General features: G+C 43.2%; 21 protein-coding genes and 1 pseudogene. 10 read left to right on the top strand and 12 right to left on the bottom strand.

What is annotated here, in order from left to right; all coding sequences use genetic code 11:
- The 4 genes from AC4II3_RS11795 to AC4II3_RS11780 form a co-directional block, all read left to right on the top strand.
- Positions 1-4,367, top strand: a 4,367-nt coding sequence (locus tag AC4II3_RS11795; RefSeq protein ID WP_488029292.1) for an amino acid adenylation domain-containing protein, incomplete at its 5' end; no start/stop codon positions are given.
- 143 nt (positions 4,368-4,510) lie between these two features.
- Positions 4,511-4,765 (top strand): type II toxin-antitoxin system Phd/YefM family antitoxin, encoded by a 255-nt coding sequence (locus AC4II3_RS11790; RefSeq protein WP_488007177.1) that lies wholly within the window; start codon positions 4,511-4,513, stop codon positions 4,763-4,765.
- Positions 4,762-5,022: a Txe/YoeB family addiction module toxin gene (locus AC4II3_RS11785; RefSeq protein WP_488007179.1), complete on the top strand. Its 261-nt coding sequence runs from the start codon at positions 4,762-4,764 to the stop codon at positions 5,020-5,022. Before AC4II3_RS11790 ends, AC4II3_RS11785 begins: the two co-directional genes overlap by 4 nt.
- Positions 5,023-5,280: a hypothetical protein gene (locus tag AC4II3_RS11780; RefSeq protein WP_488007181.1), complete on the top strand. Its 258-nt coding sequence runs from the start codon at positions 5,023-5,025 to the stop codon at positions 5,278-5,280.
- Between the two features lie 10 nt (positions 5,281-5,290).
- Here the strand turns inward: AC4II3_RS11780 and AC4II3_RS11775 are convergent, their stop codons facing one another.
- Entirely contained in the window at positions 5,291-5,497 is a 207-nt protein-coding gene (locus AC4II3_RS11775; protein WP_071106566.1) for a hypothetical protein, read from the bottom strand.
- A gap of 4 nt (positions 5,498-5,501) precedes the next feature.
- A pseudogene (locus tag AC4II3_RS11770) lies at positions 5,502-5,880 on the bottom strand (GIY-YIG nuclease family protein).
- Here AC4II3_RS11770 and AC4II3_RS11765 point away from each other — a divergent pair.
- Positions 5,826-6,125 (top strand): hypothetical protein, encoded by a 300-nt coding sequence (locus AC4II3_RS11765; protein ID WP_488007238.1) that lies wholly within the window; start codon positions 5,826-5,828, stop codon positions 6,123-6,125. The pseudogene AC4II3_RS11770 and the gene AC4II3_RS11765 overlap by 55 nt on opposite strands.
- Before the next feature lie 140 nt (positions 6,126-6,265).
- Here the strand turns inward: AC4II3_RS11765 and AC4II3_RS11760 are convergent, their stop codons facing one another.
- The 5 genes from AC4II3_RS11760 to AC4II3_RS11740 all read right to left on the bottom strand — a co-directional run bounded on the left by AC4II3_RS11760 (position 6,266) and on the right by AC4II3_RS11740 (position 11,562).
- Positions 6,266-7,144, bottom strand: a complete 879-nt coding sequence (locus AC4II3_RS11760; protein WP_488007184.1) for a tRNA-dependent cyclodipeptide synthase — start codon at positions 7,142-7,144, stop codon at positions 6,266-6,268.
- Positions 7,145-7,644: 500 nt separating this feature from the next.
- On the bottom strand, positions 7,645-8,484 hold the full coding sequence (locus AC4II3_RS11755; RefSeq protein WP_488007186.1) for a class I SAM-dependent methyltransferase: 840 nt from the start codon (positions 8,482-8,484) through the stop codon (positions 7,645-7,647).
- Between the two features lie 76 nt (positions 8,485-8,560).
- Positions 8,561-9,295 (bottom strand): class I SAM-dependent methyltransferase, encoded by a 735-nt coding sequence (locus tag AC4II3_RS11750; protein WP_488007188.1) that lies wholly within the window; start codon positions 9,293-9,295, stop codon positions 8,561-8,563.
- Between the two features lie 152 nt (positions 9,296-9,447).
- A complete protein-coding gene (locus tag AC4II3_RS11745; protein ID WP_488007190.1) occupies positions 9,448-9,984 on the bottom strand; it encodes a Uma2 family endonuclease in 537 nt (178 codons plus the stop codon).
- Between the two features lie 114 nt (positions 9,985-10,098).
- A complete protein-coding gene (locus AC4II3_RS11740) occupies positions 10,099-11,562 on the bottom strand; it encodes a sodium/glutamate symporter (protein ID WP_488007192.1) in 1,464 nt (487 codons plus the stop codon).
- Between the two features lie 242 nt (positions 11,563-11,804).
- On the opposite strand from AC4II3_RS11740, the gene AC4II3_RS11735 reads away from it, so the two are divergent.
- The 4 genes from AC4II3_RS11735 (at position 11,805) to AC4II3_RS11720 (ending at position 14,261) form a co-directional block, all read left to right on the top strand.
- A complete protein-coding gene (locus tag AC4II3_RS11735; RefSeq protein ID WP_488007194.1) occupies positions 11,805-11,936 on the top strand; it encodes a hypothetical protein in 132 nt (43 codons plus the stop codon).
- On the top strand, positions 11,914-12,369 hold the full coding sequence (locus AC4II3_RS11730) for an NUDIX domain-containing protein (protein ID WP_488007196.1): 456 nt from the start codon (positions 11,914-11,916) through the stop codon (positions 12,367-12,369). Before AC4II3_RS11735 ends, AC4II3_RS11730 begins: the two co-directional genes overlap by 23 nt.
- An 88-nt stretch (positions 12,370-12,457) precedes the next feature.
- Complete coding sequence (locus AC4II3_RS11725) at positions 12,458-13,228, top strand: PEP-CTERM sorting domain-containing protein (RefSeq protein ID WP_488007198.1); 771 nt, start codon at positions 12,458-12,460, stop codon at positions 13,226-13,228.
- 364 nt (positions 13,229-13,592) lie between these two features.
- Complete coding sequence (locus AC4II3_RS11720) at positions 13,593-14,261, top strand: PEP-CTERM sorting domain-containing protein (RefSeq protein WP_488007200.1); 669 nt, start codon at positions 13,593-13,595, stop codon at positions 14,259-14,261.
- 966 nt (positions 14,262-15,227) lie between these two features.
- Here AC4II3_RS11720 and AC4II3_RS11715 read toward each other — a convergent pair.
- Positions 15,228-16,169 carry an alpha/beta hydrolase gene (locus tag AC4II3_RS11715; protein WP_488007202.1) on the bottom strand — a complete coding sequence of 314 codons (942 nt, stop codon included), beginning with the start codon at positions 16,167-16,169 and terminating at the stop codon, positions 15,228-15,230.
- 219 nt (positions 16,170-16,388) lie between these two features.
- Here AC4II3_RS11715 and AC4II3_RS11710 point away from each other — a divergent pair, with 219 nt between their 5' ends.
- Positions 16,389-17,279 (top strand): AraC family transcriptional regulator, encoded by an 891-nt coding sequence (locus AC4II3_RS11710; protein WP_488029294.1) that lies wholly within the window; start codon positions 16,389-16,391, stop codon positions 17,277-17,279.
- Positions 17,280-18,027: 748 nt separating this feature from the next.
- Here the strand turns inward: AC4II3_RS11710 and AC4II3_RS11705 are convergent.
- The 4 genes from AC4II3_RS11705 to sixA form a co-directional block, all read right to left on the bottom strand.
- The gene (locus tag AC4II3_RS11705; RefSeq protein ID WP_488007204.1) at positions 18,028-19,401 is read right to left on the bottom strand and encodes an MATE family efflux transporter; all 1,374 of its coding nucleotides are present in this window, start codon (positions 19,399-19,401) and stop codon (positions 18,028-18,030) included.
- A gap of 244 nt (positions 19,402-19,645) precedes the next feature.
- Positions 19,646-20,743, bottom strand: a complete 1,098-nt coding sequence (locus tag AC4II3_RS11700) for a glycoside hydrolase family 10-like protein (RefSeq protein WP_490722816.1) — start codon at positions 20,741-20,743, stop codon at positions 19,646-19,648.
- 145 nt (positions 20,744-20,888) lie between these two features.
- On the bottom strand, positions 20,889-22,025 hold the full coding sequence (locus AC4II3_RS11695; protein ID WP_488007236.1) for a citrate synthase: 1,137 nt from the start codon (positions 22,023-22,025) through the stop codon (positions 20,889-20,891).
- 177 nt (positions 22,026-22,202) lie between these two features.
- The gene (gene sixA / locus AC4II3_RS11690) at positions 22,203-22,700 is read right to left on the bottom strand and encodes a phosphohistidine phosphatase SixA (RefSeq protein ID WP_488007208.1); all 498 of its coding nucleotides are present in this window, start codon (positions 22,698-22,700) and stop codon (positions 22,203-22,205) included.
- Positions 22,701-22,723: the final 23 nt, after the last annotated feature.

Raw genomic sequence — 22,723 nt, 5'->3', positions numbered from 1 at the left:
TTCTGGAAGCTTTTCCCTTAACACCTAGCGGCAAAGTCGATCGCAGGGCTTTACCTGCCCCTGATGCTTCAAGTTTGGTTCGTGAAACCAGTTTTGTTGCCCCCCGGGATTCGGTAGAACTGCAACTAGCTCAAATTTGGTCAGAGATTCTAAATGTTTCTCCCATTGGAGTTCACGACAACTTTCTTAAATTAGGCGGAGATTCCCTGTTAGCCACCAAAATTATAGGGCTAGTGCGCGATCGCTTGCAGGTAGAACTAGGGCTAAATTACTTATTCGAGTGTCCTACAGTAGCAAAGTTAGCCAAAATTGTTACCCAGCTAGGTCAAGAAGAGCGATCGAATCGTTTGCCATCCCTGGAACCCATTTCACGACAGCAAACCATTCCTTTATCCTTTGGTCAAGAACAATTGTGGTTTATCACCCAATTAGTTCCCTCTGAACCAATCTACAATGAAACCTTTACCATTCATTTGGGTGGGGATATTAATATCCAGGCATTATCAAACAGTTTTAAAGAACTCATCCGCCGTCACGAAATTCTGCGGACTACATTTAGAGTCGTCAACGGACAGCCAGTTCAGGAGATTCATCCCCCATCACGTTTGACTTTACCCGTGGTTGATTTGCGCTTCTTGCCGGAAACGGAACGAGAAACCGAAGGGTTGCGAATTGCCACCGAACAGCTTCGCACTGCTTTTGACCTAGCCCGAAGCCCCTTGCTGCGAGCCACTCTGATTCAGCTTGGAGAAACAGATTATCGGCTCTACTTGGTAGTGCATCATATTGTGGTGGATGGAGAATCCCTCACCAGTATATTTTTTCCGGAATTGGAAACCCTTTATGGGGCATTTTCTCAAGGCTTACCGTCACCTCTGCCGGAGTTAACCATCCAATATGCTGACTTTGCTGTTTGGCAGCGACAGTGGTTACAGGGAGCAATTATTTCCAATCAGCTTGCCTACTGGGAGAAACAACTGGAAAATTTACCCCAGTTACAACTTCCCACTGACCGTCCCCACAACCCACAAACCACCTTTGCTGGTTCGCGACTTTGTTTTACACTCTCAAAAGATTTAACCGAAAAGCTCAAAACCATCAGTCGTAAAGAAGGTGTCACCTTATTTATGACCCTAGCAGCAGCTATCAAAGTTTTGCTTTATCGCTATTCATCCCAAGAAGATATTGTCATTGGCACTGTCAACTCCCAACGCAACCGACCAGAGTTACAAGGGGTCATGGGAGACTTTCTTAATACTTTAGTTGTTCGTAGCGACCTCAGTGGGAATCCCAGTTTCCCAGAACTGTTAAAGCGAGTCCGAAATGTCATTTTATCCGCTTACGCCAATCAAGATGTGCCGTTTGAACAGGTGGTCAATGCTCTTCATCCCGATCGCCACGTCAGCCAAAATCCCCTGTTTCAGGTAATGTTTGTGCTTCAGCCCCCTTTAACTGATGATAAGCTGGGATGGAGGGTTAGCCAGTTAGAGGTAGATTCGGGCTGCTCGAAGTTTAACCTCACTTTTAATTTAGAGGAACGACCAGAGGGAATGATCGGGGCGATCGAGTACAATACCGATTTGTTTGATGCTACAACTATTGACCGGGCGATCGGACATTTGATGACTTTACTAGAGGGAATTGTTGCTAATCCAGAAACCTCTATTGCTCAATTGCCTTTGTTGACTGAAAGTGAGTGTCATCAGTTGTTAGTGGAATGGAATAATACTCAACTTGACTATCCCAGGGATAAGTGCATCCATCAGTTATTTGAGGAACAGGTAGAAAAGACACCAGATGCAGTGGCAGTGGTATGTGAAGAGCAAAAATTAACTTACCATCAGTTAAATTGTCAAGCGAATCAACTGGCACATTATTTGCAAACTCTGGGGGTAAGACCAGAGGTATTAGTGGGCATCTGTGTTGAACGTTCTCTGGAGATGGTAGTGGGATTGTTGGGGATTATGAAAGCCGGTGGAGCTTATGTGCCGTTAGACCCGAATTATCCTCAAGAGCGAGTTGACTATATTTTATCTAATTCAGAAACCAAAGTCCTGATTACTTCTAGTCAGTTGTTAAGTTCATTAGCCAAAAATGAAACTCAAGCAATTTGTTTGGATACAGACTGGGAGATTATTTATGAGTCAAATAAAACCAATCCTGAAAGCACGGTTAAACCCAATAATTTATCTTATGTCATCTTTACCTCTGGCTCAACAGGAAAACCGAAGGGCGTACAAATTTGCCATCAATCTTTGATGAATTTTATCAATTCGATGAAGCATGAGCCGGGGTTGAATAGTCGCGATCGCATCTTAGCAATCACCTCAATTTGTTTTGACATTCATACCCTGGAAATTTACCTGCCCTTAACAGTAGGTGCCACAATAACCTTAGCAATTCCAGAAGTAGCGATGAACGGGGAAAACTTGGCAGAGAAACTAGCCAATGATAGAGTGAATGTGATGCAATCCACCCCCGCTACTTGGGGAATGTTACTGAATGCCAACTGGTCAGGTTGCCCTGAGTTGAAAGCCATTTGTGGTGGAGAAGTGATGCCACAATCTTTAGGGGATAATTTATTAGAAAAAGTCGGCGGTTTATGGAATATATACGGTCCTACTGAAACTACCGTTTGGTCAACAATTAGAGAGGTAAAACCTAACCGCGCCAGTTTTCACAAAGATGCCCCTGAATCCATAGGTCGTCCGATTGCCAATACCGTTATCTACATCCTAGACTCTCATCTCCAACCCGTACCCATTGGTGTACCCGGAGAACTGCATATTGGTGGCGCGGGTTTAGCCCGAGGTTATCTCAACCGTCGAGAACTGACAGAGCAAAAGTTCATTCCCAACCCGTTTAGCAATAAACCAGGTTCTCGCCTCTATAAAACTGGGGATTTAGCTCGTTATTTACCCGATGGAAATATAGAGTTTATTGGACGTATTGATCATCAACTAAAAATTCGAGGTTTCCGCATCGAACTTGGAGAAATTGAAGCAGTACTTGTCCAACATTCCAAGGTACGAGAAGCTGTAGTCATTGCCCGCGAGGAAATTCCAGGAGACAAACGTCTAGTTGCTTATTTAGTTCCCAATCAGGAAAAAACCACAATCAATGATTTGCGTTCTTTCCTCAAGACTAAGCTACCCGAGTACATGATTCCTGCTGCTTTTGTCTTTCTCGAATCAATGCCTCTAACTCCTAATGGTAAAGTCAACCGTCGTACCTTGCCAATCCCTGATGCTTCAAGTTTACTTAGAGAAAGCAGTTTTGTTGCTCCCCGCGACTCTCTGGAATTACAACTAGCCCAAATTTGGTCAGAGATTCTCGGTGTTTCTGGCATCGGAGTCCGAGACAACTTCTTTGACCTCGGTGGTCATTCTCTGTTAGCAGTGCGTCTGATGGTCCAAATTGAGAAAGAATTTGGCAAAAATCTATCTTTAGCCGCCCTTTTCCAAGGCGCTACCGTAGAACAGTTAGGGATTCTACTGCGCCAAAAAACTAATACTCAGTCTTGGTCTGGCTTAGTTGCCATTCAACCCCAAGGTTCCCAGCCACCCTTCTTCTGTATGCCTGGTTCCGGTGGCAATGTGGTGTACTTCCATCAACTTGCCCGTCATCTGGGAAATGACCAACCCTTTTACGCCTTACAACCTCCATCCTTAGATGGGGTGTCGGAACCCTTTGGTAGTGTTGAAGAGATAGCCGCCTACTACCTCCAAGCCATCCAAACCCTTCAACCCTCTGGTCCGTACTTCCTCGGGGGTCATTCCTTTGGGGTTCTGGTTGCTTTTGAAATGGCACAACAGCTACAACAGAAGGGAGAAACCGTCGCCCTACTCGCCCTATTTGATCTTCCCGCCCCACTTCCTGGTAGCACCCCAAAACAGCTAGATTGGGATGATACCCGATGGTTGACTAATATTGCCCATATCCTAGAAATGTTATCTGGGAAAAATCTCGATATTTCCTATGAAACCCTCAAACCTCTAACTCCCGAAGCACAATTAAACTATCTCAAACAACAGATGGAAACCGTCAATCTGTTGCCACCTAATTCAGGAATTGAACGAGTGCGTGGGATTGTTCAAACGATTAAAGCTGACGAATTGGCTTTTATGAGTTATCTCCCACAAAGAAGCTATGAAGGTCGGATTACCCTGTTCCGCACCAAGGAAGTTTATCAGGATGAATTGGGAATGCTTGATGAAATTCCCACGGATCCAACTTGGGGATGGAACCAGTTTTCTAGACAAACCGTGGAGGTTTATGTTGTTCCTGGAAACCATAGTACTATGCTTAGTGAACCTCACGTTCAGATATTAGCTGAAAAACTTTTGATTATGCTAAACAAACAATAAGGCATGAAATTACACTACTACGGCAATATGTTAGGATTTCAAAAGAAAGAACCACAGAGCCACACCAGGACACAAAGAGAATCTATAGCTCTGTACTATCGTATATGTTACTTTATAGTATATACAACTCTGAGTAGTTAAAAATGAAAGCAATTACGAGTAATCAAGCCAAAGAACAATTAGATGAACTAATTGAGCGGGTCATTCTTGACGTCGAACCAACTATTGTATGTAATGATCAAGGAAAACAAGCTGTTTTAATGTCTTTAGATGAATTTAACTCTTGGCAAGAAACACTATATTTATTATCCAATCCTAGTAATGCCGAACATCTATTAAAATCAATTGAACAAGCTAAATCAGGTAAAAAGTTAATTAAAGAATTAAGTGATGAATGAAAATAACTTTTACTGAAGCATCTTGGTCTGACTATATTTGGCTACAAGAGAATGATAAAAGGCTCTTAAAAAGAGTAAACTTATTAGTTAGAGACATCATCATAAATCCATTTGATGGCATTGGCAAACCAGAGCCTCTCAAGGCAAATTTATCAGGATATTGGTCAAGGCGGATCAATTCTGAACATCGTTTAGTTTATGAAATTACTGACGAAGAATTAACAATTATTTCTTGTAGATTTCACTATCAAAAATAAATGATTAGCGATGCTCCTTGGCCTTGGCCTATTGGCCACGCTACGCGAATGGGCCACGCTACGCGAATGGAGCCGCTACGCGAGCGCATTATCTTGTCGATTGGGTTGAGGCAACGAAACCCAACATCATCGATCTCGGGAGGAAAATACCATAAAATCAAGGAAGGAGCAACGATCTATGATCGCCGAGTCATAGCTATTACCTCGTTGACCGTAAGTTCGGGTAGAATTCCTAAGCTTGGCAGAATGTCTGCATAACTGGCTGGACTTATTGTCCACGCCCCGGTTTACAGTCTACAAAACTTAATGCTTCGGTATCGAGAAAGCTGGCAATTGCCATCTCAATAACTGCTTCAATTGGATACTCAATTTCAGCAGCACGCTCAACGAGAGCAGCCTGAATATGTTCCGGCAGGCGTTCCAAGATGACCTTTGCATCAGTGGAGGAGATTCGCCCCAAAAGTTCTACCTGCATAAGTTTACTGCTCCATTGGGATTTTGACATTATAGGGAGGTTCGGTAGCCCTCAAGATGATAGCTTCTAGCTCCAATAGTAGCGCAGGGTTTTGCCAGTAGGAAATTGTATGCATAGCAATACGAACATCTTCGTCGCTATATTTGTCGAGCCATGCCCACAAAAAAGCTTTGTGTCCACCACTGAAGCGACCTCGCAAGCTCTTGGTCTTACCAATGTAAAGCAGTCCATCAGTTTTATGCCTGATGGCATAGATACGCCCGACGAGCAGGGATGTGGCTAAAATCACGGTTCAAGAGTTGGCATTTGTCAAAGGGAGTGAAGGCTATTGCGTCCAAGATTATTCGTGCTTGGTCTTTTACTTCAGAGTTATTCTTTGGCATGGAAACATCGGAGCTATTTGCACAGATGCCATGCTCCCACAGATTATGTGATGGTTGCCAGCTTTTTGCGATCAAACTGGTGCCGTAGGCAATCCCTTGCTACGAGCCGTAACTTGAGGTGGGCAAAAATCGGCAATCTATCAGTTCAATTGTTAAAGATATTTGTTTTGCCCAATCGACAAGATTGGCTTGAGCCAACGAAACCCAACATCATCGATCTCGGGAGAAAAATAGCAGAAAATTAAGCAAGGGGCAACGATCTATGATCGGCGAGTCATAGCCATTACCCCGTAGACCTTAAGTTCGCGCTGCCCTGTAGGCGTTGCCTGACCCTCGCCCATAGATCCAGGGCGTGTCCTACTCCCGTCCTTTTTCTGTAATATTATTACTGTAGTTTACGTCCACTTTTAGAAGTCCGCTTTCTGAGGCGCAGCCTAACCAAGATCATTTGCTGGAGCGGTAATGGTACTTCTGGGTGTAGTCCTTCTGATATATCTTCAAAGGTTTTGATTGACCCAGGATAAACCACAACTAGCCATCCTTGTTTGACAAGGCAGGCGTTTAAAGCTGACTCCTCAAGCAGGTATGTTATGCCTAGATGCTGCCTCAGCTCATCCAGTTGTTCTGTTTCTAGCTGTTGAACTCGGTTCAGATATTTTTGGGCAAATAAATTGACCAAGCCTTGAAAAGATTCATTTTTTTTGTAAAGGCTCTCAAGCTGCTCATAATATATATTAAACTCCGATTGCTGCTCAATTTCTGACGCTTTCTTGAACTTAAATTGACAGCTTCCGGAGTACTGCTCGAACAGGGAATAGTGTTCATTAATAAACTGCTCTCCAGTGCGAATTGCCTCCAACCGAGCTTCATCCCCTTTCACTCCCTGTCTCACCTCGATTGTCAGTCGGTATATACTATCAGTAACTAGGACTAGGCAAGCATTAAAGTTTTCACTAATCCATTTAATGCAGGGTTCGATGCGCTTACGATCAACAAAGTTTTTGCTGCCAAGGCTGATTCCGAAAATACACTTTTTATACTCAGACAGTGAGCTACGTAGGTGAGCGGGAGATACCTTAGATAAACTTGCTTTATACCCATAAATTATAGTATTATTAGTAGTAGACTTGGTTAAGTCTAACTCCTGTCTGTTTAGATCAATTCCTTTGCTAATTTTAGATCTAAGCAGCTTCAAATGCTCTAGGGAAAGCTGATTCCAGTCAAAGTTGTCAATGATCGTTTCTTCATCGCTATGACTATTCATACTGTTAATTGTTATGGTAAATGTTGTTGGAAGCCATCTGGACAAACAATAAGTATTATGCTATTATTAGCGTTTACTATTTTATCCACAGGTTTTTTACGAGCTTTATAGCCCTACGCGCAAGGCAAGAGGAATCCCCCCTACTGCCATAGTAAGGGGGGCGGGCAAGAGGCAAAAGTTCACTAAAGCAGCTGTTGCTGCTTGTATCAATGTCAAACACCTTAATGCCTAGTCCTATAACAATAGGATTTTGATAGACTCAATCAAGGGTAAATTGACTTATTCTGCTAGAAGCCATGTCTAGCCATTGACTATAGCTGTTTATAGCCTAATGAGGTACACAGGTTTTTTTCCTTGTTTCCTCTTCGCTCTTTTGTATTGCCTGTTCCCTGTTCCCTAGAACCAGGTACTCTCTACCTCACCAAATTGAAAACGGCTATATATACATCTAAATAAATATTGCCTTTTCGTTAGGAATCAGAAGATAGAAAGTTTTCAGCTTATCCTTTTTGGACAATCCAAAAAGCTGACACATATGAAAGTTGGATCCTATTGCCGCAGTTCTTCTCTAGGGTTTCCCTCAAACCAGTAAATAAAGAATTCTTCTGCTGCGACTCTAGGTTGATGTAGGTTGAGTAAGTACTCAACAAGGCCAGATAATCATCAATGCTATAGGTAGGTTCGCAGAGTACATATTCCGATTTACAGTCATAAAAATAACCGGAGTCTATCACCTTCTCTACAAATTCGTTCAGCTTTTCTAACTGAGTTTTTGTATCTTCAGCATATCGTCTCAGAGATGGAGCATGGATCTGATAGACCTCATCCAACATTTGGTAAACTTCAGGCTGAGGATGGGGTCTGGTATTCCACAGTATAATGAGTACACCATTCTGTTTTAAAGCAGCATTAACTTTGGCATACCCACTTCCAGGGGCAACCCAATGAAAAGCGGTTGCTGCTATAACCGCATCGAATCTCTGGGACTCTAGCTCCCACTCCTCAAAAGTAGTATTCTTAATCTCTACATTGGGATACTGAGCACAGTTTTGTCGCGCTAGCTTACAAGCCGACTCACTCGGTTCTATACAGACCATTCTAAAGCCTAATTGCCCAAAGGCTTTAGTTACAGTTCCAGGTCCACATCCTATTTCCAAAATTGTGGCATCATCTGGGAGTTGGGCTAACTCTACAGCCCGAGCAACTATCGTTTGAGGATAGGTTGGTCTGGTTCTGTTGTAGGCATCTGCTACTGAATTAAACCAGGTCTTGTTTTGTTGTGACGTTCTGATATCTGCTACTAGCTTGAACCAGTTTCCGTCTTGTGACAAATCTTGCATAAATGCTTGCTTATTAATGATTAGTTGTTGTCAGTTAAGCGGAAAGATCACAATAATTTGACCCAGGTACTTGATTCTACTGCCTAGGTTCCTCTGTTGTTGCCACTATCCCTCCAAATACTGCCATACCATAATACTTCCAAGGCACTGCCACCGAGGAAAATCCAGCAGTTGTCAGCATTTGCAAATGGGCATAAGTGGTGCTAAAGCGATCAGGACCAGAATAACCCTCAGAGATACTCGTTCCGAACTTAGCGCGAACTTCTGCTAGGGTCGTTCCCTGACTTTGCGCCCAATCCTCTCGCTTTTCCTGGTAAACTTGCTTGAGGGCTGGTGATTCTGGCAAAACCCGGTCAGCATTCCAAAACACGCCCCCTGGGTTGAGACTTTTCCGAATTCGCTGAAATAACTTCAGCTTCATCTCATCGGTAAGATGATGGATGGCAAAAGAGGAAACACAGACATCAAATTCTTCTGGTAATGATAAGTTGTAATTTGCCCAGTCACCAAAATCTCCCTCGTACGCTTTCCATCTATTGCTATATCCAGCCTCCTCAATTTTTGCACGGGCAAAAGCTAGCATTCGGGGGGAATAATCTAGCGCAATTACTTCAGCATTCCGACAGCGATCAAGGATTTTCAAACTGGTCTCGCCAGTACCGCAACCTAGATCCAGAATTCGCTGGGCAGAAGGAGGAGTACAACGGGCTAAAACATCCAGAATTTCCTCATAGCGAGGCATTAACTGGCGAATACCACTATCGAAGTTGGCAGTATCTGCAAAAACTTCTCCTTGAAAAATCTCTTTCATCAAATTAATGTTGGTATCTATGACTACTAATATAGGGATTTGTAGAGGAATAAACTACACAACCAGTGTTTCATTTAATGTAAGGAACCTCAATACCCAACATTATCACTCTCGGGCTTAAAATAGCAGAAAATTAAGCAAGGGGCAACGATCTATGATCGCCGAGTCATAGCTATTACCTCGTTGACCGTAAGTTCGGGTAGAATGCCTAAGCTTGGTAGAATGTCTGCTCCTGAACAGATTATGGGTAGGTCATCTCCCTGCCAGACCCAAATCTGCTGACGAGCGAAATCGATTAACCAGGCTAATTGTGTTCCATTACTGAGGCAATGAAGAATTTTGTTTTGCAAGTTTAAAGTGCTTTGGTCAGGGGAACGAATTTCAATCAGCCAATCGGGTGCTCCATCAAGGGGTCCGTCTTGATCAGGAAGATGATCCCAGGCAACGATAGCAATATCTGGTACTGGCGAGTAGGGAGGTATGATGCAGCGTAGCTCATGTACCGCTTCAAATAGATTGGTTCGATCATTGATGTAATTAACCAGATTGCGTTGTAGGCGGGAGTGAAAGAGGGTTGGCATTGGTTTTTGGACTGCTCGCCCATCAATTAATTCCCATGCCGGAGAAGCCTCAATATTGGGTTGAGTGAGAAATTCTCGGAGGGCAATCCTTGGGATCGACTGGGTCATAGCTGCTTACAAAATTTCACTGGTTCAGTTTATACCAACCATAGTAGAGCCCAAATCTTGCCCAGGGTTGCGCAAGAGAAGCATGCTTCCCTTGCCTGATCACAGACTAACCCTTTAAAGATTAGCTTGCCTAACAGTCTTTCTCATCCGCTTAAAGTTCCACAGACCAAACATTAACCAGAACGCTAGTAATCCTGTTGTTAGCAGTAACACTACCGATGGGCCAAATTGCACAATCAGTGCTGGTGCAGCAGCAGTAAACAAGCCACCACCTACTATCGGTTCAAAGAACAACTGTTTGTAGGCGAAACTCTCAAAAGCACCGGTATGGTTATCTGGGTCTACCATCTGGATCAACAAAATACCCGTTGCTGTCACTCCCATGGATTGTCCCATATCCCCGATGCCACGCTCAAACCAGTATCTGGGGAGTATACGGGGTGCGAGGAAAACAAATGCCCAGATGTTCCAGATGATGCCAGCGATCGCAAGAATTAAAAATGGCAAGAGGTTGTTTCCAAGCACTCTTAGGGAAATCGACGCTAATGCGGTGACAATTACTACATCTAACGCTACGCCAGAGATGCGCTCCTGCAAGGGTCGAATAATTAGTGACCCGATTCCTAGACGCACGGTGACGACTTGGACAATCAAACCACCAATTAGTGCCATGGGAAACAGAGGCACATACTGAATGACTTGAAAGCCACCGGCTCCCCAAGTCACTGACTCAATGAACTTGAGCACTGCCAAGATTACCCAGCCGATTGCGATCGCAACTCCTACAAAAGCAAGGTTCAATGACAGGGGATCTATCAGTAAACCATCCATTAATCTGGCTCTGGCTAACCTGACTTCCGTAGGTTCTCGTTGAATTGTCTGTTGAATTGTATTTTGAATTTTATCCCGAAACTGTTGTAGCTCACTGCTGGGATCAGGGCTCCTGTGGATGTATCCCTTGCGCCTGCCCCAGCTTGCTAGCCAGGTACCTGCGATCACTCCTGACAGAATACCGACTGTAGCCAAGCCTAGAGCCAAGTCACCACCGTCGTTAAAACCCAGTTTTCTAAAGGTATCGGTCATGCCAGCAGCGGTGCCGTGACCGCCTTCAAAGGCAATTTCGATTAATGCACCTGCGATGGGATCGACACCGAATATCGGACTCAACACTAACAGAACTAGCAGCAGTCCAATCACATATTGTCCCCAGGCCAGGGTTTGGCCGAATGCTACCTGAGGTGCAGCTTTGCGCCAAATTTTTCTGGGACTGGGGATCGCTTCACCTAAAAATAAGGCGGCGAAGACAACATTGATAAAGACACCAGGAGACTGAGACCAAACTGTTGCCATTGCTTTCGGAAACAGACCCCCAGCCAGTAAGGAATCTGTACCTGATACGGTAGATGCGATCGCACCCAATACTGCTGGGCCGAGTAACAATGCTACTCCCCCAGCAATAACTGATTCTGGTAGATAAAGGGATTGAAACAGCCGAACTTTCTGTTTAAGAAACCTGCCGATCAGGAGTAAAATCCCGATCATGATCAAAGCAAATAAAGCATTGATGAGCGTAAACATAGCACCTTCGCCTCAGTGGGATAGTTACACCACGGAAGTCAACTGCCTCTGGTAACTAAAAATTTAAAATTTGACGATAAAGCTTTGACTGTATAGCTTTAACAGTAAAGCATCGTCGGCGAGTTGAGTCTGTAGTGGTGAAGCTGAATAAAGGATTATTGTAACTCAGGCGAGAGAGAAAATTCCGTCTAGTCTCTAGTTTTTGGATCAGGCTAAACTGCTATAGCAGTTCTAAATGAATTGTGAGAATTTCTGATCGGAATTTCCCGACTCCCGACTCCCGACTCCCGACTCCCGACTCCCGACTCCCTTTGCTATATGATCAATACTCAAGCATATTTTATCTAACCCATGACTTCTACTCAATACCGTAATCCTGCTCCCACTGTTGATATCATTATTGAACTAATCGACCGACCCCATCGACCGATTATTTTGATAGAACGGGAGAATCCCCCCCTAGGCTGGGCAATTCCCGGTGGCTTTGTAGATTACGGCGAGTCGGTAGAAACAGCAGCGGTGCGGGAAGCTAAGGAAGAAATCAGCTTACAGGTTGAACTAATTGAGCAATTACAGGTGTATTCCGACCCTAGTCGTGATGCCCGTAAGCATACCATTAGTATTGTCTTTTTAGCAACAGCAACGGGTGAACCAAAAGCCGCTGATGATGCTAAAAACTTGGGCATTTTTCACCCTTGGGACGTGCCATCTAATCTCTGCTTTGACCACAACAAAATTTTGCAGGATTATTGGACTTATCGTCATTATGGGATTAGACCTAAGCTATCTGCAGACGTGATACAGTAAGTTATCAAGTAGGAATACATTGAACTAACCTGAATGCAAACATCAGCCTGTAATCCTGATAATTAAGAACGGTTCAGGAATTAGTTTTATGTCAATCAAGCATTCAATCAAGCATTCAGCTATAGCGATCGCGGCAGGGGCAATCGGTCTAATTGGGTTGTCGAGTATTGGTGGCGCTGCTAACGCTGCTACCGTTGTTAATGGGGGATTTGAAACAGGATACTTCAAAGGATGGAAAAGTGTTACCCAAACTGGTAGTTTGGGCAGCTGGGCTCTCACAAATGGAGCGAATAACCCATTCACAGGACCAATTCCCGGTCCAAGTCAAGGATTACTCTATAGCGTTACCGAGCAGTTCGGTCGTGGTTCCCACGTCTTGTTTCAAGATATCGTTCTAGAAGCAGGTTTCACCCACGAACTTTCTTTCGACTGGTTTGCCCAAGACACGTCTGGTGTTGGACTGATTGATGCTGGCACTATGGATTTTAATGTGGGAGCAAACCAACATTTCCGGGTTGATCTAGTTTCTGCTGGCTTTAATGACTGGTTTGGTCCATCTTCAGATGCGGGGGTACTAGCAAATATTGTATCTCCAGTAGCACAAACCAGTCTCGTCAATGGGTTTAATACTACCACATTTGATTTGACTCCCTGGGCTGGTTCTACAGTGCGTTTGGCTTTTCGGCAAGTTCAAACTCAGCTTTTCTTCAATTCTGGGGTTGATGCAGTAAGTATTCAATCTGAATCGACTTCTGTTCCAGAACCTGCTTCTGTGTTAGGTCTACTAGCAGTGGGTGTTGGCTGTGTCAGCTTGAAAACGTCAAAAGTTAAACGTCAAAAGTTAAAAGCCAATTGTTAGTCTGTAATTCAAACCAAAGACTAGTTTTATGCCACTAATTCAAAGCGTTTATTGGCATAAAAACCAAAATAGCTGTGACAGCATAGAGGAAGTATAGTTAAAATACAGGAACTTTTTAATCTTTGATTTGGCCACAATAACTTTTAGGAAGTAGAAAACAAATACTCTGTCATTATTATCAGTGGTTCGTGTCAAAACTAGTCACTGATTTTATAACTATGGCTCCTTGGCTTCATTGTTAGTGCGATCGCTATCAGCCGGAAGTGATACAGTAAGTCATCAATTAGGAATACATTGAACTAACCTGAATGCAAACATCAGCCTGTAATCCTGATAGTTAATAAAAGTTAAGGATTACAAACTCATGAACATCAAGCCCTCTTTAATGGCAGCTGCGACTGTAACCATCGCTGCATCTACATTGACTGCCATCTCTGCCGAAGCGGCTGCTCTTGACTTCGATATTTCTCCGTTTACCGGTTCTCCAGCTACAGTCAACATTGTTTTAGAGGAAGTTGGCAATGATGTTAAGTTTAACTTTGAGGTGACTGATACCTTGGCCGACATCACTGGGGTATTCTTCGATCTTAACGACACATTCAATTTAAACTCAAATGATTTGAGTGTTAGTGGCAATTATGTAACGGGGGGTTTGGTAACCAATACTAAGGATCTTGGCGGTGGTGTCAATCTGACCGGTGGTGGTCGCAGCAACCCTGGCTCATTCGATTTTGGCTTAAAGATTGGCACCAATGGTACCGGAACTGATGATATTAAAGCCACTAGCTTTATCCTATCTCACGCTACACAAGCCTTAACACTCGATATGTTTAAAGACCAAAAGTTTGGAGTGCGTCTGCAAAGTGTAGGGGATAATCGTGAAGGCAGTAGTAAACTAACAGGAATATCCCCTATAAAAGTTGTCTACCCCTCTGATAACAAACCAGTTGGTGTACCGGAACCCTCCACTCTACTGGGATTAGGCTTATTCGCTGTCGGTCTAGCTGGGACACGCCGCATTGTCAAAACCTAAGGAGTTGATATCAATCAAGCGGCTTTTGTCTTGGATATTACTAATAGCAGAGTAGAAAATTCGTTTGTTACCAATCGGTAAGGATATGCGCGTAGCGCATATCCTTACACCAATGGGGAAATAATAAAATTGGATTGTGATTCCATCGTCATCACAAACAATGATTGTTCTTGATAAAGGATACTCAGGAATTTGATGCTTCAGTTTCTGTAATCGAAGAATTCGAGAGATTAACTAAGCGCAGGGTGTATCTACTTTTCTTTGGGACTGAAAAAGTAGACGAAAAAAAATAATACCTGCTGATAATATCACTTTAGGATATAAAAATTCAGAGTTTAAATATAGTTTTAAAAACTTTTAAAATTGAATAAAAATCTCAGATTTAATCAAGTTCAGTAATGGCATCATCTGATAAGTTGGGGAAGTTTCCTGCTGCAGATAAACAAACTGATACCGTAATCCATTCGTCACTAGCCCCCATAGGCATTTTTGTTTAAACTTTTACCCTTATTATATCAAAAATATCTAAATTTTAAACTAAAGAATAATAATTATATTTTAGTAAATAGTGTAGTTATTATGCTACAATCAATCAAAAGATAAAGCCATTGAAAAGTTAGCCAATGCTTTACCTCTTGGAATAAACTTTGAAAGTAAAAGAAAAAGACTACAGCGCTTCTTGATGCAGCGCGCTCATGGGGTAAACCCCCATGAGCGGCTACATCAAGACAATTAATCGAGAGTTAATTTGGGACTGTATCTTTCCTTAGTTAATTGGCCTCAAAGCCTTATATAGCAAGCTTTTTATGGCTCATGTCACCCCCTCAGCCATGTCATACCAAATCCGGCTTACAGAGAACCATTTCTTATTGAGAAAAGACTGATATACATAAGTATTAATTGATAATAAGGTGCCTATCTCAAAAGGATTTGGTATCAGTATTAATTTCAAGGCAAAATTAGCTTTTAATGTTTTTGGAAGAATGTATCCATTGCCGTGATAGCACGATCTACATCTGCATTGATATCATAGAGCGATACATGACTTGCACCTGAAATCTCAACCAGCTCTTTGGGTTCGCTTGCAGCCTCATAAAATTTTACTGTCAATGAGCCAGTATCCTGTAATGCCTTCTCACCGTAGATACCGATGTACGGTGTGTAAAGATAGGGTGCATAGGACTGAGCATCAGCTAGCATTGGTGTTTCCAGCATAAAAGTTGGCGACTTGTGAGAGTAGTTAGGATAGGTTTCAGCTCCAGCCCGTTTGGTCATGTAGAACTCATAGCCTTCATACTGAGCTGATTTTTTGTCGAGAGAGTCGAGATCCAAACTTTCCATACCAAGGGCATCCATGTATTCGACTTTACCCGTTTCATAAAACTTTTGCCGTCCCGCATTTGCTGTTGCGATGGTAGCGCAAACAGTTTCACGGTCCATCGTTTTGAAATAACTTGTTTGATTACTCATCATGCCAGAGACGGTTGCGATGGCTTTGAGCCTTTTATCCGTAGTTGCCACCAGGGCCATATAGCCACCACTGGCGCACATGCCAAGGCCAAAAAGGCGATCTCGATTAACAAAGGGTAAGGTGCCCAGAAAACTAATCCCATCGCGGATGCTTTCCATCTTAATGTTGGCGTTCTCATAGTTGCGAATTTCACCTTCACTGTCACCATAGCCAACGTGGTCGAAGGCTAAAGCAACATAGCCCCTCTCGGCCAGCTTGTGGCAATAGATCGCACCACTTTGTTCCTTGACCTGATTGAAGGGAGGCGAATAGATCACAGCTGGATAGCTGTTAGAGGGATCAAAGTCTCTAGGAACATATAGATTAGCAGCTAGAGTATATCCCTGGCTTTTAAAGGAAATCTCGTTTTTTCCGGGATTAAGGATCACATTAAACATGTTTTATTCCTATCTAAATAGTTTGGTTAGCAGAGTCTTCAGCACGATTTTCAGGACTTCTCACAGAGCATTTATGACCTTAGAATGTGCCCCAAGCGCTCTGCGTCTACTTGCAGATTAATCCCTTGGAATCTTCTAAAACAAGCCTATTCCTCTCATTTTTTTGCCTATTTATCTCAGAGAAGGATCAAGATAGTCAAAATAAGTCATCCTAGATTCATGAATATGTGTAAGATTGTCCATCTTATTAATCGTCACGCAAGTTCCGAGGGCGTAAACGATACCCCTATTGAGGGATTACAACTGTTTAGAACGAGTCACCTTGTGGAACGATTGCCAGGGGTATACGAACCTGGCATTTGCGCCATTGTCCAGGGTAGGAAACGAGCATATTTGAACGGCACAACGCAAATCTATGATCAGAACCAATACTTGTGCTGTACGCTGCCTCTTCCTGTAGAGGCAGAGGTGATCGAGGCATCACCGGAAAAACCCCTACTTGGTCTTTGGTTGGGCATTGAGACTCCCACAATGTTTGAAACTGTTATTGACATGGCAGCTATAGACAGTTCCAGCACCTCCAGTACCGAAATAGTACCTGGGCTAACTGTGGCCAAATGGGATAACGAATTTACGAAGGCACTTCAGCGCATCCTGGAATTGCTAGATGATCCTATTGCCCTCAATATACTCGGCAACGGTAGGCTTAAAGAACTGATGTTTGCCGTTCTTCGAGGCGAGGCTGGGTGCTCGGTTTACCAAGCATTTGGTGGAGGAATGCAGAAAATATCGCGGGCCTTGACCTTCCTGAGAGCCAATCTTCATGAAGCTATCTCGATTGACGAGTTGGCCAAGGAAGCAGGCATGAGCCGCGCAGCGTTTCACCGCAAGTTCAAGGAAATCACGACTTATTCCCCTATTCAGTTTATTAAGCTTCATCGCCTCAATGATGCATCCAGGCTTATTGTGAGTGGCTCTACAGTTGCTGAGGCCGCATATCAAGTGGGTTACTCTAGCCCATCTCAGTTTAGTCGAGATTTCCGGCGGTATTTTGGCCAATCCCCTCGCCAGTGGCAGTGCTATTCCATTATAGAAAAAAAAGGTTTATAGTGAAGCAATAGCCCGAAAAAACGGCATAATTCCCATAATATACCCAAATCCTGGAGAAAAGCTTAATCGACTAGCGTGCCCATAGCCCATAAGCTGAATGCTTACAGTCTTCGAGGTCAGAATTCAGTATTGCCAAGGGAGAGCCGGTGACTTGCTGAAAAACCGGGATTGATGATCGTGATTTTTTTTTGCATCATAGAAGTAACTCCTACTTGGTTGGGAGGAAAGCCGCGCTGGTCATGATTAACTGGCATACTCAGCGCGGTTATTAGTATCGGTTTTTACCTTCTATAGTATAGATAAATCCTCGAAAAAATGCAAGGGGTAATTAAAAATATTTACATTTATTTACAAATACTAGTTTTATGGATTTAAGTTACTAGTAGTTAACGTTTTTATTGGTAATATTATTGAGTGACTATCATAGTTTATATCGGGTAAAAAGATTAGGAATTAATCATTTATATTCACATCCACAAGGTTTTGCAACCTGCCGAACACTATTGTTTTATATAGCGCTTTTAAATTAGGTAAGGTACATGTTTTTAGGGAGCTTTGGAGCTGGAAGCAGTGAAATCAGAAGGTAAGCCTATGGGCACTTATCACAGGCTAGAAGCCTGTTCCACCCACGCTACGCTAACAGCTGTCAGCCGTCAGTGGTCAGCGGTCAGCCTTGGCCGTTGGCCACGCTACGCGAATGGCTGAAAGCTGAAAGCTGATAGCTGATAGCTGATAGCTAACCTCAAAGCTAACCCATACCAGCAGACACTGAATTTTTCTCTAACGCTGAAACAGTTTTGATATCACAAGTTTTATGATTCCAGATATATGCCCCCAAGCCAACAGCTACATTAGAAATACAGGCAGCGGCAAAAATACCATTCACCCCAAATAGCTGACTGCCTAGATAGGCCAGTGGTATGTAAAGCACCAGCATCCGAGTCACCATCATCACCACTGATGGTAGCGGTTTACCTAAGGCATTAAAGGCGGAACTAGCAACTAGAATCACGCCTGCTCCGGCATAGCTAATCGGGACAATAAGTAGGTAGGTGGCGGTAATTTTTATTACTTCTGGGTTGCTGTTAAACAGGGAGGCTAACCAAGGAGCTGTGGCAGCAAGAATCACTGTTACTAGCACTCCCCAAAATAAACAAAATAGGAAACTTAGACGCAAGGCTTGATGGACACGGAGGTACTTTTTCGCCCCCCAGTTTTGCCCTACAAATGGTCCAATACTGGCAGAGATTGCAATTAGGACAATCTGGCTAAAGGATTCTACTCGTGATGCAATACCAAAACCTGCGACTGCTATAGTTCCGTAACTGGCTAGTAACCCAGTGATCACACCAATAGATATCGGAAATACCATGCTGGTTCCAGCAGCAGGCAAACCCACATAGAGAATTTTTTTCCAGGATTCTAAAATTACTCTCAGCTTGGGCAGGTTGAAGCAAAGCATCTGCAGCCGATTGTTCAGAAACCACAAGGCTACAACTAGGGTGGTGGCGCGGGAAATTACTGTTGCGATCGCTGCCCCTGCCAGTTCTAATCGAGGAAATCCTCCCAGTCCCAGAATTAATACTGGATCGAGGGCAATATTGACGAATGCAGCAACGGTCATAATCACGCTGGGAATAGCAGTATTGCCGGAAGCACGGATAGCATTGTTACCCACCATGGGGATAACCAGACAAATCATTCCCCAGTACCAAATCTGCATGTAACTACGAATCAGTGGTAGCACATCGGCATCAGCTCCTAAGGCGGTAAATAGGGGATCGATAGTTGCTAATCCCAGCAACGTGAACAGTGCTACTAATAGCAGAGACAGGGTTAGGCTATCTGTTGTCAGTCGTCGCACTTTCTGGAGATCCCCTTCTCCAATGGCACGGGCAATCACAGAGGATGCTCCCACCCCCAACCCCATCGCTAAACTACCTAAAGTCATCACCACGGGAAAGGTGAAACTCATAGCTGCTAGGTGTTTGGTTCCCAGTTGTCCGACAAAATAGGTGTCAATTAGGTTGAAAGCAATAACTGCAAATACTCCCCAAATCATCGGTATCGTTAGTCGGGTTAGCTGGGAGCTCACCTTCCCTTCAATTAGGTTTTGCTTCATGGTAGGGCATGCCTTAATTAAACTTAATAAAAGTTTACTAAATTTAAAATTTAATTGGTTTTGAGGATTTATCTATAGACAAGGTAAGAGGATAAAAGTGATAAATGGGTTAAAACAGGTAAATTAAGTAAATAGTTTCGCCTCATCTATAGTGTTTCTGATAGCTATGAGGTACAGAAATTTTTTTTCCTTATAACCTATTCTCTATTCCTTGTTCCCTATTCCCTTTGCTATAGCTAACTACTTAAACTAATAGTTTCAGAAACCTTATAAGATTAAAAAAAAGTTTCTTTATACCCAAGTAAGTGTTAACAAACGCTTCTTTGTGCTCTGGTTTTAGATGACGAAAGGGACTATAGGTAGATTCCCAACAAAAAAGAGAATAACCATAACCAGAGTTTTGGGCTATTTTTATCTGCTTGTTGAGTTCATTTATGGGCTTAGGGCGATAGAATTCTCCACTGTAGATACCTACGGCTACCGGAACGTAATAACTAGCTTCTCGTAAACCAGACGATTTGAGAGTATTGATTACGTCTTGGCTGGTCTTGCGATAAATTTGGACGATCACTTCATCGATCAAGCCTTGGCGTACCCAATACAACCAATTTTGAGAGTATTTTCTGTAGGAAAAACTTGGGGAATTGGGAGAAAGAGATATAATTAAGTTAGGGTTAATTTTTTTAACAGCTTGGTGAATTTTACGGGTTAATTCTGTCATCACTCTAGCGTGATTTCCAAACTGAGTTGGAATGCCCCAATGATCGTCTAGTTGAATGCCATAGAGGTTGGGATAGTTCTTTGCCACTTCAGTAAATAAATTAATGAAGTACTGTTGAACATCTGGGTGGTTTGGATTTAGCCACAGATGTTGATCGATAGCTTTTTTTCCTGTTGACGTCTTCAGGAGCCAATTGGGATGCTGTTTAGCAAATTTTGAATTAAGGTGAAGCATCATGCCATGTTCATACCAAGCATAGATTTTTAATCCTTGTCGTTCACCTTCTTTGATAGCGGCTTTTAGGGGGTCGGTAAAGGGTAAAGTAATCCGGTTATTTTTGAGGGAATAGTTACTAGGATAGGTAGTTCCACCATTATAAACATCAAGGTAAATTCGATTAAAATTTTTAGCAGATAACTCGTGAAATACATTGTCAGTTTGTCCTATATAGGATAGAAAGTTGTTACCGACATGAGTTACCCAAATTCCTTGAATTTTATTGGTGATTTTTGGGGTATGGCGAGGGGCAGGAATGATAATGTTAAATCCTACCAGAACTACCACTCCTATTAATATCCAAGTTATAAATTTCTTGAATTTCTTTCTTAACCGAAATTTCATTAGTTGATTGGTAATTGGTCATTGGTAATTCTTATTTTCCTGGGCATATGCGCTAGCTCCCAGCTTTGTGGACAAACCTCAAGAATCACCAACGCCCAAATCACCAATGACCAATGACCAATAACTAATGACTAATGACTAATGACTAACGAGCTTCGATAGGAATATAGGGAGAATCGTGAGTGCCAGTGTAGACTTGAGTAGGTCTAAAAATTCGATTGACTGCTAGCTGTTCCTTCCAGTGAGCTAGCCAACCCGCAACCCGTGCGATCGCAAACACTGGTGTAAACAAGTCACTGGGAATACCCAGCTTCCGGTAAACTAAGCCGGAATAGAAATCCACATTGGGATAAATCCCCTTATGACCCAGTTTTTCTTCCACTGCTTTCTCCAACTCCAAAGCAATCTCGTAGTACTTGTCTGTGCCAGATTCCTTAAACAGTTGTTCCGCTAAGTTCTGAAGTATCGTTGCTCGCGGGTCTTTTACCTTATAGACTCGGTGACCGCAACCCATAATTCGTTCTTTGCGCTGCAAGCGCTCCTCCAAGTAAGGGTGGACATTGTCCACTGAGCCGATAGTTTCCAACATGGTAATCACTTCTTCATTCGCCCCTCCGTGTAACGGACCAGCTAGAGTTCCCACCGCTGATGCCACTACTGCATAAGGGTCAGTAAGAGTAGAAGCAGTCACCAGAGCCGAAAACGTAGAGGCATTGATAGTATGTTCGGCATGGAGGGTCAGGCAAACATCAAAGACATGAGCTTCTAGAGGAGTAGGCTCTTGCTCATTGAGCATATACAGAAAGTTAGCAGCATAGCTAAGATCATCCCGAGGGCGTACTGGATCGTCCCCTTTGCGCATCTGTTTAAATGCTGCTACCATAGTGGGTATCTTAGCCAACAGGCGAACCACGGCTTCCCGAATGTATTTTGGATTGTCTAGAGCCCGTTTGGAGTAAAACAGACCCAAAGCAGCAGCAGAGGCTTGTAAAGCATCCATGGGATGACCTGTTTCTGGAAAACATTTCATCATGTCCCGGATGCTGTACTTTATCCTTCGGTGGAGGCGGACTTCCTCCTGGAATTCATAAAGTTCGTTCTTACTAGGGAGCTCACCCCAAATGAGTAGATAGGCGGCTTCTAGGAAAGTACTTTTTGATGCGAGTTCTTCGATCCTAATGCCACGATACTCTAGTATTCCCTTCTGCCCATCAACGTAGCTGATACTGGATTGAGCTGCTGGAATGCCTTCTAAACCTGGCTGGTACTCGCAAGCTATCATGTTATTACCTACAGAATCTTCAGTCATCTCAGGGTAACTTACCAGAGATTAGTGCTTAAGTCTTCCGTGCTACAAAGATTATTACTGTTTATTGTAATGACTATATTATAGCACTCTTTCACTTTTCTGACCCATGAATGGGGGGAGATTCCGAACCCGATAAACCCTGAAAGATTGCTATAGTAACCATTTGGGTGAGGTCAGCAAGAATAGCTCACTGCGACCGAAGGGCTTGCCAGTTAACGGAAGCTTTAACCCAATTACTCCAGCTTTTTTTAGCACTAGTTTTTGATTGGATACTCCCCACACCAACATTTCCGCCCAATTAGCTAAATCAGGTTGATGGCCAACTAGAGCTAAACGTCTTTGAGCATTAGTCTTTCGCCACCTCTGCTGTAGCCAGCTGAGCCATTGGTGAATGTCACCCTCAGGAGCGAGGCTCTCCGACTCTTCAACCAATGAGCCTAAACCAACATCTTGGAGGATGGCAGCGGTTTCCTTAGCTCTGACCAATGGACTAGTCAAGATTAGGTCAAAATGTAGCCCTCGTTTCTGGAGCTCCTTTGCTACTTTACTAGTTTTTTCATGGCCAATTTTGGTCAGTGGCCGCTCTTGATCGTTTTTGTAGGTACCTCGCTCAGCAGCAATACCGTGGCGAATTAAGTAGAGTTCCATGGGCTGATTGTTGAAAGTAGCTT

The sequence above is a fragment of the Moorena sp. genome (genome assembly GCF_982860115.1).
This window is presented reverse-complemented; position numbering and strand designations above follow the sequence as displayed.